This window comes from Streptomyces sp. NPDC058326, from assembly GCF_042879855.1.
Classification (GTDB): domain Bacteria; phylum Actinomycetota; class Actinomycetes; order Streptomycetales; family Streptomycetaceae; genus Streptomyces.
Genome location: NZ_JBHVZO010000006.1, coordinates 89,857 through 104,754, shown reverse-complemented (window position 1 = coordinate 104,754; position 14,898 = coordinate 89,857). Strand labels below are relative to the sequence as shown.

The window sequence follows — 14,898 nt, the reverse complement described above, 5'->3', positions numbered from 1 at the left end:
GCACAGGCGGAAGGGCGGCGGTCATGTACTTCAGCGACCGGATCGACGCGGGCCGGCAGCTCGCCACCAGGCTCGGCCGGTTCAAGGACCGTGACGTCGTGGTGCTCGGTCTGCCGCGCGGTGGCGTGCCGGTGGCCGCGGAGGTCGCCGACGCCCTCGACGCTCCGCTCGACATCTGTCTCGTACGGAAGCTGGGCCTGCCCCGTCAGCCGGAGCTCGCGATGGGCGCGCTCGGCGAGGGCGGTGTACGGGTGCTCAACGAGCGGGTGCTGCGGGAGACCGGCGCGGACGAGCGCGATCTCGCCGCCGTCGAGAAGCGCGAGCTCGCCGAGCTCGATCACCGGGCCCGGCGCTACCGGGGCAGCAGGCCGTCCGTGCCCCTGGAGGGCCGGACGGTACTCGTCGTCGACGACGGCCTCGCCACCGGCGCCACGGCCCTGGCGGCCTGCCGGGTGGTACGCGCGCGGGGCGCCGCCCGGATCGTGCTCGCCGTGCCGGTGGCACCGCCGGACTGGACGGCCCGTCTCGGCGGCGAGGCCGACGAGACGGTGAGCGTCCGCACTCCGGAGCAGTTCTACGCGATCGGGCAGTTCTACCGGGACTTCACCCAGACCCCGGACTCCGAGGTCATCGCCTGCCTGGACCGGAACCGCGCCGCCCACGGCCCGGTCGTCCATGACGCTGACGTACGGATCCCCGCCGCCGGGGCCACGCTCACCGGACGGGTCGCGGTGCCCGAGGGGGCCGCGGGGATCGTGCTGTTCGCCCACGGCAGCGGCAGCAGCCGGCACAGCCCCCGCAACCGGGCGGTCGCGGCGGCGCTCAACCGGGCGGGCCTCGGAACGCTCCTCTTCGACCTGCTCACCGAGGCAGAGGCGGGGGACCGGGCCCGTGTCTTCGACACACCGCTGCTCGCAGGCCGGCTCGCCGGCGCCACCCAGTGGCTCGCCCAGCGGCCCGAGGGCGGCGGCCTTCCGCTCGGCTACTTCGGCGCGAGTACGGGAGCCGCCGCCGCGTTGTGGGCGGCGGGCGACCCCGCGTCCCCGGTGGCCGCCGTCGTCTCACGCGGTGGCAGACCCGACCTCGCGGCCGACCACCTGGCCCGGGTCAGGGCCCCGACGCTGCTCATCGTGGGCGGCCGGGACGAGCTGGTCCTCGACCTCAACCGGCGGGCCGGTTCCCGGCTGCGCTGCGAGAACCGGCTGGCCGTCGTGGAGGGCGCCACCCATCTCTTCGAGGAACCGGGTGCCCTGGAGGAGGTGGCGGAGCTCGCCGCCTCCTGGTTCACCCGGCACTTCCGTGACTAGTAGGGACCGTTGACGTTGTCGATGGACCCGTAGCGGGCGGCCGCGTAGTTGCAGGCGGCGGTGATGTTGGCGACCGGGTCGAACAGATCCGTGGACGTGCCCGGCACGTGGTAGGTGTCGAAGGTCGGCTGGATCACCTGGAGGAGCCCCTTCGAGGGGGTGCCCTTCACCGCGTTGGAGTCCCAGAGGTTGATGGCCTGGGGGTTGCCGGACGACTCGCGCATGACGTTGCGGAGGATCCCGTCGTAGGAACCGGGGATACCGTGCCGGGCCATGATGTCCAGCGACTCCCGGATCCAGCCGTCGAGGTTGTTCGCGTACTGGGTGGCGGCGGCCGGGGCGGCCTGGACCGGAGCGGCGGCGGGAGCGGCCTGCGCGGCGGAGGCTCCGGTGCCCTTGGCGACGGCCGGGGCGGCCGCCCGGCGCTCGGAACGGCTCGCCCGTTCGGCCGAACCGGACTTCTTCGGCTGCGCGGGGGTCGCCTTCACGGAATTCCGACCGAGCGTCAGTTCAAGGCCCGGGTGAATAAGTGACGGGTTGTCACCCACAGTGGTCTTGTTGGCCTGGTAAAGGCTCTTCCAGCCGCCCTGAATTCCCTTCTTCTGGGCGATCAGGGAAAGCGAGTCACCGCTGGCGACGGTGTAGGTCCGGGCGGCGGCCGGGGCGGCGGGAGCCTTGGCCGTGGCCGCCGCGGCGGGGGCGGCGAGGGGCCGGGCAGCGACTTCCGGGGCTCCGGATACGGTCGCGGCGCCGGCTGCGGCGGGGGCGATGAGCGGCAGGGCGAGGGCTGCCCCACCCGTTCCGACCAGCGCGATTCCACGCGAGACGGAGTGGCGTCGGGGGCGGCGGTGCTTACCGTGTGCAGGCATGACGGATTCCTCTCCGGCGCCTTCGGGGTGAGCTGTCGGGTTCGGACTGGAGATGTCCGGCCGCGCGCACGCGGCTTCACCCCGAGCCGTTCCGGATTCCGGGCCGGCGTATTCGTGGGTCCCCCGCTCCTGCCGTCGGGTGAAAGGGAGGTATTCCGAGCGGTGGCAGGATTCGGCGATCCGCTCGAATGGAGGTGACCGTAGGCCAGTCGTGCCGGAGAGAACAAGGGGTGTGGATGTCTCTGCTCGGTGAATGGATCACAGAATTCATCGAATTCAAGATCGACCGTTTCTCCGGCCCGCCGAACTTCCTTGTGCGGCGCGGCATGCGCCGGCTCGGGGAGCGGGCGAGTGCTGGGAAAAGTGAGTCGCATCACCAGGCGTTCAATGTCCGTATATGGCCCTTAATTCTCTTAATAGAAGAGTGTGTTGGAAAGTGCCCGTCGGTCGGGGTGTACTCAAGGGCATACGTCGCAAAGCCGACATTCGTCCTGAACGATGGAGTGACCCCGACCGAGGAGCCGCCCGGATGTCGCCCTCCGCCTCCCTGCTCACCCCCGACACCCTCGACCGTGAGGCCGCCGCCCTCTACGAGAGCGCCACCTGGCAGCGGATCGTCACGGACTGGACCGCCGCAGCTTCACCCACGACCGCCCCCGCACCCGACGCCCCGCCGGACACCGAGAGATGGAGAGCCCTGCTCTCCGTGCCGGTGGACCGGCTCGTCGCCGACGCGCTCGACGCCCTGCCGCCGCCCCTTCCGGCCGAGCGCCGCCTCCCGGGACGGCTCGGAGCCGTACTGCCCGACCGGCTCCACGCCTGGCGCCGCGTCGGCCAGCCCGAGCTGCGCCCCTCGGTCCACCTCGGCTACGCCCGCCTCGTGCTGACGGAGTGGGGCTGGCAGAACGCCCCCTACAAGCTGCGCGACGCCCGCGGCGCCCGGTGCGTCTGCGGCGCCCTCCTCGCCGCCCACCGGCTCGGCTACGGCAGCGCGACCACGATGAACGAGGCGGCGGCGTGGATCATGGCCGAACTCCGGTCACGGGGATGGCGGGACCTGATCGGGCCCTGGAACAGGGCGCCCGGCCGTACCGCCGCCGACGCCCTCGCCCTCCTCGACGCCACGATCCACCGCGCCGCGCACGCCGGCCACTGACGCCCGCCTGTCGTGCCGCCGGGCTACGTGATGGATGCTCAGGTGCGCCAGGAGCAGCCATCACATGTGGTCCGGGCGGAGAACAATGAGCTGCGAGCCGCTCACTGTGCCGCCCTCGCCCCGACCTCCTGAAGTGCGGTGAGGAGACCGCGCACGGCGGGCAGGGCGAGCGAGGACTCGCGTACCGCCGCGTGGATCGAACGGACCGGCTCCGGACCGCGGACCTTGCGGACGGTCACGTTCGGGTGGCGGCTGCCCAAGGCCGTCAAGGGGATCAGGCTGACGCCGAGACCCGCCGCGACGAAGCCCTGCGCGGTGGCGTACTCCTCGCACTCCACCGCGATGTCCGGAGTGAACCCGGCCGCGGCGCATGCCTCCATGACCGCGTCGAGGCACGGGCCCGGTCGCTCGCTGCCGACCCAGGGTTCGGAGGCCAGCGCCGCCAGGTCGACGGCCGTGCGGCGGCCGGCGAGCGGATGCCCCTTGGGCAGCACGGCCCGGTAGGGGTCGTCGAGCAGATGGACCAGCCGGAGCCCGCCACCGGACGCGCCGGCGCCGCCGACCCGGGGACGTACGGTCAGGGTGAGGTCCGCCTCCTCGTCGGGCGCCCCGTCGGCGATCCTCAACTCCACGCGTACGCCCGGGTGTTCGGCACGGAATCGGGCCAGCGCGGGAGCGACGAGCTCGGCGCCCGCCGTGACGAAGTAGTGGACCGAGATCTGTCCGGTGCGGCCCGCCCGCAGATCGGCGAGGGCGGTCTCGGCCTCGGCGACCTGCCGGCCGATGGCGGCGGCGTGCTCGGTCAGGAGACGTCCGGCGGCGGTCGGGCGCACGCCCCGGCCGAACCGTTCGAGCAGCGCGATCCCGGCCTCCTTCTCCAGGACGCCGATCTGCTGACTGACGGCGGAGGGGGTGTAACCGAGGTGCGCGGCAGCGGCCGTGACGGAGCCACTGCTGACGACGGCCCGGAGCACCTGCATGCGTCTCACATCGAGCATGTAGCAGAGCTTAACGGCGACCCCATGATTCTTCGCTTGTCCTGTCAGATCGGGCGGGGGACCGTGGGTGACATGACATCGGCGACACGCATGGGCGTCCTGGCCCTGCTCTGGGGCTCCGGCTTCCTCTGGATCAAGATCTCCCTCGACGAGGGCCTCACTCCCGGGTGGATCACCTTCGTACGGTGCCTGCTCGGCGCGACGGTCCTCCTCGTGCTCGCCTACGCGGCGGGCCAGCGGCTGCCACGGGACAGGACGACCTGGGGGCGGCTCGTCGTCGCCGCCTTCTTCTGCAACGCGCTGCCGTTCCTGCTCTTCTCGATCGGCGAGCAGACCGTGGACAGCGGCGTGGCGGGCGTACTCAACGCCACCACCCCGCTCTGGTCCCTCCTCGTCGGACTCGCCCTGGGATCCGAACGCCCCCTGCGCGCCACCCGCGCGGCCGGCCTCGCGCTCGGCTTCGCCGGAGTCCTGCTGATCTTCGCGCCCTGGAGCCACGGCTCCAGCCTGATGAGCTGGGGCGCCCTCGCACTCCTCGGCGCCTCCGCGAGCTACGCCGTGGCCTTCGCGTACATGGCCCGCCGCCTCACCGGCCAGGGCGCCGCCCCGCTGGCGCTCTCCGCCGCGCAGCTCCTGACGGCGACCGGCCTCAGCACGCCCGCCCTGACGGCCGGCGGACCGACGACGGTGACCTGGGCGGGGGTTCTCGCGGTCGCCGTCCTCGGGATCCTCGCCACCGGAGTCACCTTCCACCTGAACTACCGGATGATCGCCGACGAGGGCCCGACCGCCGCCGCAACGGTCGGCTACCTCCTGCCGGTGGTGTCCGTGACGCTGGGGGCACTGGTCCTCGACGAGCCGCTGACGGCACGCGTGGTGGCGGGCATGGCGGTCGTCCTGGTCGGAGTGGGCCTCACGAGACGGCGGCTCGCCGGGGCACAACCGAGGGCCCGCGCGCGCGTGACGCCCGGGGCCTGTCCTCCGGGTCACACCGCGAGCCCGGCACGGCCCGAAGGACAGGCCCCCTGACACGATAGGGGGGCCGCAGCGCTCACGCCCGGCAACGCCAACGACGCCACCGCCTTGGGCCAGGCCCTCGACAGCATCCGCATCCCGCGTGCCCTAGGTCGTTGCGGCTCCCGGCGGGCGGACGGCCGACCACGACGACCAAGGGCTGTCCCGTAAAAGATTTCCGGACCTCTGCGGTGGGCTACCCCATGACGGCACGAGCCGTGTCGAGAAACGCCGATCGGTTGCCCTCCAGGTAGTCCCGCACGCTCTCGTCTTCGGGCAAGCCTTCCCACACGGTTCGGTTGAGGTCGAGGAAGTGTGCGTGTGCAGCTTCATGCACGGCAGGGGGGAACTGGATGCGGATGAGCCGGTCCGCGACCCAGAAGCGGTACATCACATCCCGGGTCGTGAGGTACCAATCGTCGGTGTCCTCCCAGTCGGAAGGCCGGGTGTACGCGCAGCGTTCCGCCTCTGCCGACACCTCGATGAATCGCTCCAGCAGTGACAGCCGCTCCGCGCGCCGGGTTTCTGACAACGCGATCTGCTGCCGTTCCTGTTCAGCGCGTTCCGCTGACCGCTGAGTCCTGTGCTGGACGAGGTAGGACAACATGCCGCCGAGGACAACGCCGCCCAACGATATGAGGGACAACCAGATCTGACCTGACATGACGATCACCATCCGATGACGTCGCTCTCTGAGACGATCGCAGTGGCTGCTGTGATCACGGCGTAGGTCCTGTCCTGGACAGCCCCGTTCACCGGGCTGAGCCCGCGCCTGTTCGGCAAGCTGGTGACCGTGCTGCGGCGTGAGGGTGCGGATGCGAGTCCGTAAGGGCCGGCCGTGGAGCCTTCCGCTGGAGGACCGGGCTCTGCTGGTCGCGGCTTACTGGCGCACGGACCTGACGTTGCGCCAGCTCGCCCTGTTGTTCGGGGTGTCCAAGTCGGCGGCGGACCGCATCATCAACCACCTCGGGCCGATGCTCGCACTCCAGCCCCGCACGCGGTTCTCCAAGGACACCGTGCTCATCGTGGACGGCACCCTGGTCCCGACCCGGGACCACACGGTGGCGGAGCAGTCCAAGAACTACCGGTACTCGACCAACACCAGGTCGTCATCGACGCCGACACCCGCCTGGTCGTCGTGGTCGGCCGTCCCCTCGCCGGAAACCGCAACGACTGCGAGGCGTGGGAGGAATCCGGCGCCAAAGCCGCCGTCGGCAGAACACTCATGATCGCCGACGGCGGCTATCACGGTACCGGGCTCGCCATGCCCCACCGCCGACGCAAGGACGAGGACCTTGCGGACTGGAAAGAAGCACACAACAAGTCCCACAAGCAGGTCCGGGCCTGCGTCGAGCACGTCTTCGCGCGCATGAAGACCTGGAAGATCCTTCGCGACTGCCGCCTGAAAGTCGACGGAGTTCACCACGCCATGCTCGGCATCGCCCGGATGCACAACCTTGCCCTCGCCGGGTAGACGAGCGGCCCCCACAACGGCCAACGACGCCTGAGGCAGCTCGTAGATCATTTACGGGACAACCCTTAGAGCTCCTATCGGAATGCGTTCAAGCGTCGCCGGCAGCTGAGTGCGCACCCGAGGGTGAGGAAGGCGACGTGGATGTCGTCGCGTATCTCCCAGCGGATCCATGGACGGCGGAACCAGTGCAAATGAGCGAACGCGCGCTCCAATCCCCAGCGTTGGGCACCCAGAGCGGAACTGTGTTCGATGCCGCGACGGGTGATCAGTGGCTTCACGCCGAGATCCCAGACGAGGCGGCGGTACTTGTTGTAGCCGCGGTCCGCAAGGATCACATCCGGGCGGCGCCGAGGCCGGCCGCGCTTGCCCCGCACCGGCGGTACGGCCAGAAGCAGCGGGATCAGCTGGGTGACGTCGTCACGGTTGCCGCCGGTCAGGGCAGCGGCGAGCGGGATCCCAGGACCTGCCCAGACCAGCTGACGGGTGGGCAATGGGCGGTGTTGGAACCGCTGTTGCCGAAGGGCAAGAAGCCTGGTCGGCCGCCGATGTGGGCCAGGCGGCAGCTGATCGACGGGATACGGTTCCGGGTTCGCACCGGCATCCCGTGGCGGGAGATCCCCGCCGAGTACGGGCTGTGGGGCCGGGCGTACGACCTGTTCCGGCGGTGGCAGCGGGACGGCACCTGGTTTTGGATCTTCACCGCGCTGCAGGCCCAGGCCGACGCGAAAGAGCTGATCACCTGGGACATCAACGTCGACTCCACGGTGTGCCGGGCCCACCAGCACGCCGCCGGGGCGAGGAGAAGGGGGAGCTGCAGAAGGAACCGCCCGGCGGCGTCACCGTCGAGCCGGACGACCATGGGCTCGGGCGCTCGCGCGGCGGCCTGAGCACGACGCTGCACCTGGCTGTCGAGCAGGGCCAGAAGCCCATGTCTATCGTGATCACGGCCGGGCAACGGGGCGATTCCCCGCAGTTCGAGCCTGTCCTGAAGTTGGAACGGCGCTGCTGGTCAGGCGGTCGGCCCAGTGCGGAGCCGCCGCACGTCCCGTACGAGCGTGTATGAAGCGCTGAGGAAGATCACGGCTCCAGCCCCGATCCAGAGGACCGATGCCCCAGGGTGATACTCACGAATGGCATGAGCAAGCAGCATCATGCCGGCAAGGACGCCGAAGGCCGAGATCAGAGCGCTGATGCGGTGAGTCACACGGACATCATCAACGACAACCCCGGCCAGGGGAAGTGATCCACATGAAGCGGCCTGGACCCGTATCCGGATCAAGATGGCTGCGAGGTGGAGTGCGCCCTCGTAGGCGATGGCGAGCTTGTCCGTTGGCATGGCCAGGCCGCGCCGCTGCTTGAGACGGCTGATGCACCGGGCGACGGTGTTGCGTTGCTTGTATGCCTGCGCGGCGAAGCCGGGCCGACGACCGCCGGCCCGGCCTCGCCGGAGGCGGTGTCCGATCTGGGCAGAGGGCTGCGGGACGACGGCCCGGATGCCTCGGCGGCGAAGACGCCGGCGGGTCGCCCGGGATGAGGAGGCCCTGTCTGCAAGGACGACGTCGGGTCGGGTTCGTGGCCGGCCCAGCCCCGTGCGCGGGACTCTGACGCGGGCCATGACCGCTTCGAAGGCGGGTGCGTCGCCGGCCTGTCCGTCGGTGACATGGACGGCGAGGGGCCGTGCCTGAGCGTCAGCGGCGATATGAATGTTCGTGCTCAGGCCGCCTCGGGAGCGTCCGAGTGCGTGATCGGCGGGTTCAGGCCGGCTCCATGCCGAGCCGATCCCACAGCTACGCTGATCGGGGCAGTCCACAGCGAGCAAGACCAGGGGAATCCGTGAACCGACCGCTGCTGTTCCTCGACGTGGACGGGCCACTCAATCCTTACGCAGCCAAGCCGGAGCGGCGTCCCGACGGCTACACCACACTCCGAGTTCCCCGGAACGACGCCCACGAGGACGTCAGGGGCCTCTCGTCCCGACGACGCCCCCTGCGGGTCTGGCTCAATCCAGAGCACGGGCGAATCCTGCTCCAGCTCGGCTTCGAGCTGTGCTGGGCCACCACATGGATGGAGGACGCCAACCGGTGGATCGCACCGGTCCTCGGCCTTCCGGAACTTCCCTTCGTCGACTTCGGCGATGTCCTGCTCCAGGAGCGCCCCGATGGAGTCCACTGGAAGACCGGACCGCTGGTGAACTACGCACAGGGCCGTCCTTTCGCCTGGGTGGACGACGAGCAGAGCGAGCTGGACCAGACGTACGTGTCCGCCCACCACCGAGGGCCCGGGCTCCTGCACCACGTCAACCCGCGGATCGGCCTGCGGGAGAGCGACTTCCACGCGCTCGCCGACTTCGCCCGGTTCCTGGCCACCTCACGCACCATGGGCTGAGCACCCCGCCAGCTCTTCGGGCTGCTCCGCACTCGGAGCCAAGAACTTCGCGGGACAGCCCTCAACTTGTTCGTTGTCTTCCAGCCTCGAGCGGTGGCTCGAACTGAGCAGCTCACCTGGGGGCAGGCTTCGTCTGATCCTGCGCTCCGACCAAGGCGCACGTGACCACGACGAAGGCCGTGAGGTGCGATGTTCCCGAACCGCGAGGCAGCGGCCCCGGACGGCCACCCGGCACCAAGATCAGACACCGTGCACCCCGCTACGACGTCGGCAAGACCGTCGAACGCCCCAAGACCCTCAAGGCCATGGGCAAGCAGACTCAGGTACCGAGGAGTTCGATGATTTCGCTCACCCGGCGGGCCGGGAAGGGGGTCCACCGCGGCGTTGGTGCCAGCCGGGAGACCGCTGTGCTGAGCCACTCCGGGTCTCCGAGGCGGTGCAGCGCCTTCGCATCGGACATCTTCGCGACCAGGTCGATGACCAGGGCCATGTGCATGGACGTGTAAGTGCGGTCGTGGTGCGTGTAATTCACCGACCAGGGCTTGTACCGGTCACGAATGCCGGACAGGGAGCAGCCGTCCCGGCCACCGTCCATGTAGCCGCCTGCGTCGACGATGACACCCCCGGTGCGGGTGGCCATCCATGGCTTCATGGTGGTCCTCAGCCGAACGGTGTGGAGGCTGCTCCACGGGACGACGTCCCGGGGGTCCGTCTCTCCCCGCACGTGGTGCTCGATGCCTTCCGCGGCGAGCACCAGGCACGACCCATCGTTTCGCTTTGGGTCCCCGATGACCCATCGGTCCCCGACCAGTTCCAGCGGCCCCAAGTGCTGCATTCGGCTTCCCCCATGGATCCTGTGTTCCCCTGCCCGAAATTTACCCTCGGCAGGTCCGTCCAGGAGTCGTGCCACCGAGGAAGTCCCCCGCCGCCAGGACCGTTACCGCCCCGGTCCCGGGCGACCTTCAGACAGCCGCTCGAACTGCCTCATCCGCAGGCCCGTGAACGTTTCCATCCATAACGGCTCACCCCTCAACAGCCCACCTTCACAGGGGAATGGCCCGCGAGGCAGCCTTCTGCAACACGCTTTAGTCGACCCGTTCGACGACGAAGACCGGGATCTCGCGGTCGGTCTTCCGCTGGTAGTCGGCGTAGTCCGGGAACGCCGCCACGGATCGTTCCCACCACGCCCGGCGCTCCTCGCCGGTGACCAGACGGGCCTTCATGTCCCACACCTGCGGGCCGTCACGGAGTTCCACGAGCGGCGAGGCGACGAGGTTGTGGTACCAGACGGGGTGCTTGACCGCCCCGCCGTTCGACGCGACCAGCGCGTACGCACCCTCGTGCTCGACCCGCATGAGCGGGGTCTTGCGGAGCTTGCCGCTCTTCACGCCGACGTTCGTCACCAGGACGACGGGCATCCCGCGCATCGTCGTGCCCTTGGTGCCGCCGGACGACTCGTACAGCTCGACCTGGTCGCGCACCCACGTCGTCGGGCTGGGCTCGTACTCGCCTTCGAGGGGCATGAGTGTCCTTTCGGGAAGTCCGGCGTCACCGGCTGCCTGCTGCGTCCCTCCGACGCTATCGGACGGCCCGGCCGGGGCGGAGCATCCTGGTCCGTGCGTTGTCAGTGCCGACTCGTAGGGTGGCGCCTGACGGCGCGAGAGCGGTGACCCAGGGGAGAGTGGGCGGCATGCGGGAGTTGTTCCTGGCGGAGCGGCAGGCGTACATCCGGTGGATCGACCTGCCCGGAGACGGACCCGCGCGGGTCTTCGTCCACGGCCTCGGCTGCACTGCGGCCTCCGACTTCGCCCACATCGCGGCCCACCCCGCCCTCCGCGGCGGCCGGGCGCTGCTCGTGGACCTCCTCGGCCATGGACTGAGCGACCGGCCCGCGCACTTCGACTACCGCATGGAGTCCCAGGCGGCGGGGGTGGCCGCCGTCCTCGACCACCTCGGACTCACGGGCGTCGACCTCGTCGGGCACTCCATGGGCGGTGCCGTGACCATCCATCTGGCCGCGGCGCGCCCGGAGCTCGTGGCCCGGCTCGTGGTGGCCGAGCCGAACCTGTACGCGGGCGGAGGAGCTTTCAGTTCCCCCGTCGCCGCTCAGGACGAGGACACGTTCGTGGCGGAGGGGTTCGCCCGGATGTCGGCCACCGTCGACCGCGCCGACTACGCGGCCCGGCTGCGCCTGGCCGACCCGGTGGCCGTCCACCGCAGCGCGATCGCCCTCGTCGAGGGGAGTGTGCCCGCGCCGGGCGACCTCCTCGCCGCGCTCGCCGTGCCCCGGACGTTCCTGGTCGGAGAGTTCAGCCTGCCGGATCCCGACGCGGAGAAGGCGCGGGGCTTCGGGATCCCGGTGATCGAGATCCCCGGCGCGGGACACAACCTGATGCTGGACAACGCGGACGGATTCGCCACGGCGCTCGCCCGCGCCCTGTCGGACGTCCCGGCCCCGGCCCCAGGACCCCGCTGCAGCTGATGCGAGCCCGGGCGGCCGACATACCGGTGAACCACGGGCGCCGGCCGTCCTCCCCCGTCACCCACCCCTCCAGGAGTCTCAGGTGCACAGCCTCACGTACGCCGACGTCACGACGGCAGCCCACCGGATCGCGGGCCACGTCCGCCCCGTCACGGTCACCCGGACCGACCCGGGCTCCGAGCCGTACGAGCTCCATCTCGCCCTGGAACTGATGCAGCACACCGGCTCCTTCAAGGCCCGGGGCGCGCGGAACTTTCTGCTCGCCCACGGTGAGGAAGGCACCCTCCCCGCCGCCGGCGTCACGATCGCCTCCGGCGGCAACGCGGGCCTGGCCTGCGCCTGGGCCGCGCTCCGGCAGGGAGTCCGCGCCACGGTCTTCCTGCCGACCACCGCCCCCAGGGTGAAGGTCGACAAGCTCCTCGGTCACGGCGCCGACGTCCGTCTCGTCGGCACGGAGTACGCCGAGGCGCTGACCGCCTGCGAGACGTTCGCGGCCGAGACCGGCGCGCTCGCCTCCCACGCCTATGACCATCCCCTGATCGCCGCCGGGGCCGGCACCCTGCTCGACGAGATCCACGACAGGATCCCGGACCTCGACACCGTCGTCGTCGCGGTCGGCGGAGGCGGCCTCTTCGCCGGAGTCGCCACCGCCGCCCGGCACCACGGCATCCGGACCGTCGCCGTCGAACCGGAGCACTGCCGCGCCCTCGACGCCGCCCTCCGGGCAGGCCGCCCCGTCGACGTGGGCGTCGAGTCCGTCGCGGCCGACTCGCTCGGCGCCCGCCGTGTCTCCGCCACCGCTCTGGAGGCCGCCCGGCAGGGCGACGTCCGTACGGTTCTCGTCACCGACACCGAGATCGTCCGCGCCCGGCAGGCCCTCTGGGACGACCGGCGCCTCGCCGTGGAGCACGCCGCCGCGACAGCCCTGGCCGCCCTCACGACCCCGGACCGGTCCGACGCCCCCGACCGGGGCTATCGCCCCGAACCGGGCGAGAAGATCTGCGTCGTCCTCTGCGGCGCCAACACCGACCCCACCGACCTCACCCGCGCCCCCGCGTAGCCGACCCACGGCCGGACGGACGGAGTGCCGGGCTGGTGAGGAGTGTGGGGAGCCGGTGGCGTGACGGGCTCGCCGCGTGCGTCAGGATGGGGACATGACCGAAATTCGTACCCCCCGTCTCATCCTCCGCCGCTGGAGCGACGACGACCTCGTCCCGCTGTCCGAGATCAACGCCGACCCGGAGGTCATGCGCTGGATCGGTGACGGCTCGGTCCGGGACCTGGAGCAGACCGCCGAGGACATCGAGCGGTACGAGGAGGAGTGGGACGAGGAGGGCTTCGGGATCTTCGCCGTCGAGCTCATCGCCTCGGGCGAGCTCATCGGCTTCGCCGGACTGTCCGTGCCCGAGTTCCTGCCCGAGGTCATGCCCGACGTGGAGATCGGCTGGCGCCTCGGCCGGCCCTTCTGGGGCCAGGGGTACGCCTCCGAAGCCGCCCACGCGGTCCTGGAGTTCGCCCTCCAGGACCGCGGGCTCGACCGGGTGGTCGCCATCACGCACATCAGCAACCAGGCCTCCGAGAACGTCATCGGCAAGCTCGGCATGACCGCCGAGCGGGAGACGAACCACCCGGCCTTCGACGTCCCCCTGCGCGTCTACGCGATCGACCTCACCGAGTACGAGGCCTGAGCCTTCCGAGGGGAGTACCCCTCAAGGGGCCGGTCAGTGCCGCTCGGGCAGGTCACGCTCAGCCGGCAGCGACGTGAGGTCCCGGGCCGTGGACGGGGCGGCGGCGCGCGCGGACGCCGGGGCGGCGGGCTTCTCGCCGCAGAAGGCGGCCTCCAGCGTCCCGCCGAGTGCCGTGTTGGCCGCGCCGTGGTTCGAGGTGTTGGCCAGGGCGGAGAGGCTGCGCCGGCCGTCCCGGGTCGAGAAGGCGTACGTGTAGAAGCCCTGCACGGTGCCGGTGTGCCCGTACACCCGCGTTCCGCACGACAGGTCGTAACGGCGCAGCCCGAGGCCGTAGAACCGGGTGTTGGTGGCGTCGGTCGGCGTCACCGTCGTCATGGCCTCCATCATCGCCGGGGACAGCAGCCGGCCGCGCATCAGGGCGCTGGTGAAGGTGTTCAGGTCACCGGGGCTGGAGATGACGGCCCCTGCGGACTGCGCCCAGGAGACGGTCTGCTCCGTGGAGTCCACGAGCGCGCCGCCGGCCTCGTCGGGGTGCAGGTAGCCGCGGACGTGCGTGCCCCTGATCCGGGTGTCGGGGTGCACGTACGAGGTCTTGCGGAGCTTCAGCGGCTTGAAGATACGCCGCTCGTACGCGTCCGCCACGGTCCTGCCGGTGGCCTTCTCGATGAGCATGCCGACCACCACGAAGTTGGCGTTCGAGTACTTGTAGGACACGCCGGGCTCGGTGGTCCGCGGCTCGCTCAGGGAGAGGTCGACGAGCTCCTGGTAGCTGAACACCCGGTTCCGCACGGCCTCGAACCCCGGCACGGTGTTCGCGAACATCGCGTTCGTGTAGTCCGCGAGACCGCTGCGGTGCGTCAGCAGATGACGGACCGTGATGCGGTCGTCGGGGAGCAGGCCGGGCAGGTAGCTGTTCACCGGGGCGTCCAGCTCCAGCCTGCCCTCCTCCACCAGCTGCAGGAGCACGACCGTGGAGAACGTCTTGCTGACGCTGCCGATCCGGAAGCGCGAGTGGATGTCCATGGACGCCCCGGAGACACGGTCCTGGACGCCGACGGTACGGCTCCGGACCCCGTCGGGTCCGGTGAACCGGGCCATCGCCCCCGGCGCGCCGTTGGCCATGGCCGAGTCCAGCGCGGCGACGACGCCGTCCATGTCGGGCGCGGGAACGGCGGGCGTGCCCGCGACGCTGGGGGAGACGGGAGTACTGGGGGCGGCGAACGCGCTGGTGGCGGGGACGACGCCCGCGGCGAGCGCGGCGATCAGGGTGGCGCTCACGGCCAGGCGTCGGTGCGACAGGGGCACGGTGGTTCCTCGACTTCTTCCGGATCGGTCGGCGCGGCACACGGCAACGGTGCGCCGCGGGGCTCGGGAGGACCGGCTGGGCCTGGCCCCCGGTGTGCCCATGGATCATGAGTGCCAACGCCCGAGATCGGTTCCTGACACGGGCCACGGGTTACGGAGCCGCCGGCTCCGGTGCCGGCCCGGCTGCCGCGGCACGCGAGGAGCCCCTCCACCGTGAGGG

General features: G+C 70.8%; 15 protein-coding genes, 3 pseudogenes and 1 riboswitch. Of the genes and pseudogenes, 9 read left to right on the top strand and 9 right to left on the bottom strand.

The genetic code is table 11. The features are described from left to right. Positions 1-23: 23 nt before the first annotated feature. Complete coding sequence (locus tag ACFVYX_RS14330; protein ID WP_389681641.1) at positions 24-1,307, top strand: phosphoribosyltransferase family protein; 1,284 nt, start codon at positions 24-26, stop codon at positions 1,305-1,307. On the opposite strand, the gene ACFVYX_RS14325 is transcribed toward ACFVYX_RS14330, so the two are convergent. Further along, positions 1,304-2,176, bottom strand: a complete 873-nt coding sequence (locus ACFVYX_RS14325; protein ID WP_389681640.1) for a transglycosylase SLT domain-containing protein — start codon at positions 2,174-2,176, stop codon at positions 1,304-1,306. The genes ACFVYX_RS14330 and ACFVYX_RS14325 overlap by 4 nt on opposite strands. 4 nt (positions 2,177-2,180) lie before the next feature. Continuing rightward, a riboswitch (cyclic di-AMP (ydaO/yuaA leader) is annotated at positions 2,181-2,364 on the bottom strand. A gap of 341 nt (positions 2,365-2,705) precedes the next feature. Between ACFVYX_RS14325 and ACFVYX_RS14320 the strand changes: the two genes are divergently transcribed. Next, entirely contained in the window at positions 2,706-3,332 is a 627-nt protein-coding gene (locus tag ACFVYX_RS14320) for a hypothetical protein (RefSeq protein ID WP_389681639.1), read from the top strand. Positions 3,333-3,433: 101 nt separating this feature from the next. Here the strand turns inward: ACFVYX_RS14320 and ACFVYX_RS14315 are convergent, their stop codons facing one another. Then, on the bottom strand, positions 3,434-4,312 hold the full coding sequence (locus ACFVYX_RS14315; protein WP_389681830.1) for a LysR substrate-binding domain-containing protein: 879 nt from the start codon (positions 4,310-4,312) through the stop codon (positions 3,434-3,436). A gap of 90 nt (positions 4,313-4,402) precedes the next feature. Here ACFVYX_RS14315 and ACFVYX_RS14310 point away from each other — a divergent pair, with 90 nt between their 5' ends. Continuing rightward, positions 4,403-5,359: a DMT family transporter gene (locus ACFVYX_RS14310; protein ID WP_389681638.1), complete on the top strand. Its 957-nt coding sequence runs from the start codon at positions 4,403-4,405 to the stop codon at positions 5,357-5,359. 181 nt (positions 5,360-5,540) lie between these two features. Here the strand turns inward: ACFVYX_RS14310 and ACFVYX_RS14305 are convergent, their stop codons facing one another. Beyond that, entirely contained in the window at positions 5,541-6,008 is a 468-nt protein-coding gene (locus ACFVYX_RS14305; RefSeq protein WP_389681637.1) for a hypothetical protein, read from the bottom strand. Between the two features lie 69 nt (positions 6,009-6,077). On the opposite strand from ACFVYX_RS14305, the pseudogene ACFVYX_RS14300 reads away from it, so the two are divergent. Further along, a pseudogene (locus ACFVYX_RS14300) lies at positions 6,078-6,818 on the top strand (transposase). 74 nt (positions 6,819-6,892) lie between these two features. Here the strand turns inward: ACFVYX_RS14300 and ACFVYX_RS14295 are convergent. Continuing rightward, positions 6,893-7,309, bottom strand: a complete 417-nt coding sequence (locus tag ACFVYX_RS14295; protein ID WP_389681636.1) for a transposase — start codon at positions 7,307-7,309, stop codon at positions 6,893-6,895. Positions 7,310-7,315: 6 nt separating this feature from the next. Here ACFVYX_RS14295 and ACFVYX_RS14290 point away from each other — a divergent pair, with 6 nt between their 5' ends. Further along, positions 7,316-7,705, top strand: coding sequence for a transposase (locus tag ACFVYX_RS14290; protein WP_389681635.1), 390 nt, complete (start codon positions 7,316-7,318; stop codon positions 7,703-7,705). Between the two features lie 365 nt (positions 7,706-8,070). Here the strand turns inward: ACFVYX_RS14290 and ACFVYX_RS14285 are convergent. Then, positions 8,071-8,574, bottom strand: a pseudogene (locus ACFVYX_RS14285) (IS5 family transposase); the annotation flags it as partial. Between the two features lie 77 nt (positions 8,575-8,651). On the opposite strand from ACFVYX_RS14285, the gene ACFVYX_RS14280 reads away from it, so the two are divergent. After that, positions 8,652-9,203 carry a hypothetical protein gene (locus ACFVYX_RS14280; protein WP_389681634.1) on the top strand — a complete coding sequence of 184 codons (552 nt, stop codon included), beginning with the start codon at positions 8,652-8,654 and terminating at the stop codon, positions 9,201-9,203. 319 nt (positions 9,204-9,522) lie between these two features. On the opposite strand, the gene ACFVYX_RS14275 is transcribed toward ACFVYX_RS14280, so the two are convergent. The 3 genes and pseudogenes from ACFVYX_RS14275 to ACFVYX_RS14265 form a co-directional block, all read right to left on the bottom strand. Further along, a complete protein-coding gene (locus tag ACFVYX_RS14275) occupies positions 9,523-9,843 on the bottom strand; it encodes a hypothetical protein (protein WP_389681841.1) in 321 nt (106 codons plus the stop codon). Between the two features lie 281 nt (positions 9,844-10,124). Continuing rightward, positions 10,125-10,215, bottom strand: a pseudogene (locus ACFVYX_RS14270) (IS5/IS1182 family transposase); the annotation flags it as partial. A 73-nt stretch (positions 10,216-10,288) separates the two neighbouring features. Beyond that, positions 10,289-10,726 (bottom strand): nitroreductase family deazaflavin-dependent oxidoreductase, encoded by a 438-nt coding sequence (locus tag ACFVYX_RS14265; RefSeq protein WP_389681633.1) that lies wholly within the window; start codon positions 10,724-10,726, stop codon positions 10,289-10,291. 167 nt (positions 10,727-10,893) lie between these two features. On the opposite strand from ACFVYX_RS14265, the gene ACFVYX_RS14260 reads away from it, so the two are divergent. The 3 genes from ACFVYX_RS14260 to ACFVYX_RS14250 all read left to right on the top strand — a co-directional run bounded on the left by ACFVYX_RS14260 (position 10,894) and on the right by ACFVYX_RS14250 (position 13,373). Beyond that, the gene (locus tag ACFVYX_RS14260) at positions 10,894-11,685 is read left to right on the top strand and encodes an alpha/beta fold hydrolase (RefSeq protein WP_389681632.1); all 792 of its coding nucleotides are present in this window, start codon (positions 10,894-10,896) and stop codon (positions 11,683-11,685) included. 82 nt (positions 11,686-11,767) lie between these two features. Then, the gene (locus ACFVYX_RS14255; protein WP_389681631.1) at positions 11,768-12,745 is read left to right on the top strand and encodes a threonine/serine dehydratase; all 978 of its coding nucleotides are present in this window, start codon (positions 11,768-11,770) and stop codon (positions 12,743-12,745) included. A gap of 94 nt (positions 12,746-12,839) precedes the next feature. Next, a complete protein-coding gene (locus tag ACFVYX_RS14250) occupies positions 12,840-13,373 on the top strand; it encodes a GNAT family N-acetyltransferase (RefSeq protein WP_389681630.1) in 534 nt (177 codons plus the stop codon). Between the two features lie 33 nt (positions 13,374-13,406). Here the strand turns inward: ACFVYX_RS14250 and ACFVYX_RS14245 are convergent, their stop codons facing one another. Beyond that, complete coding sequence (locus ACFVYX_RS14245) at positions 13,407-14,678, bottom strand: serine hydrolase domain-containing protein (RefSeq protein ID WP_389681629.1); 1,272 nt, start codon at positions 14,676-14,678, stop codon at positions 13,407-13,409. Between the last annotated feature and the right edge of the window lie 220 nt (positions 14,679-14,898).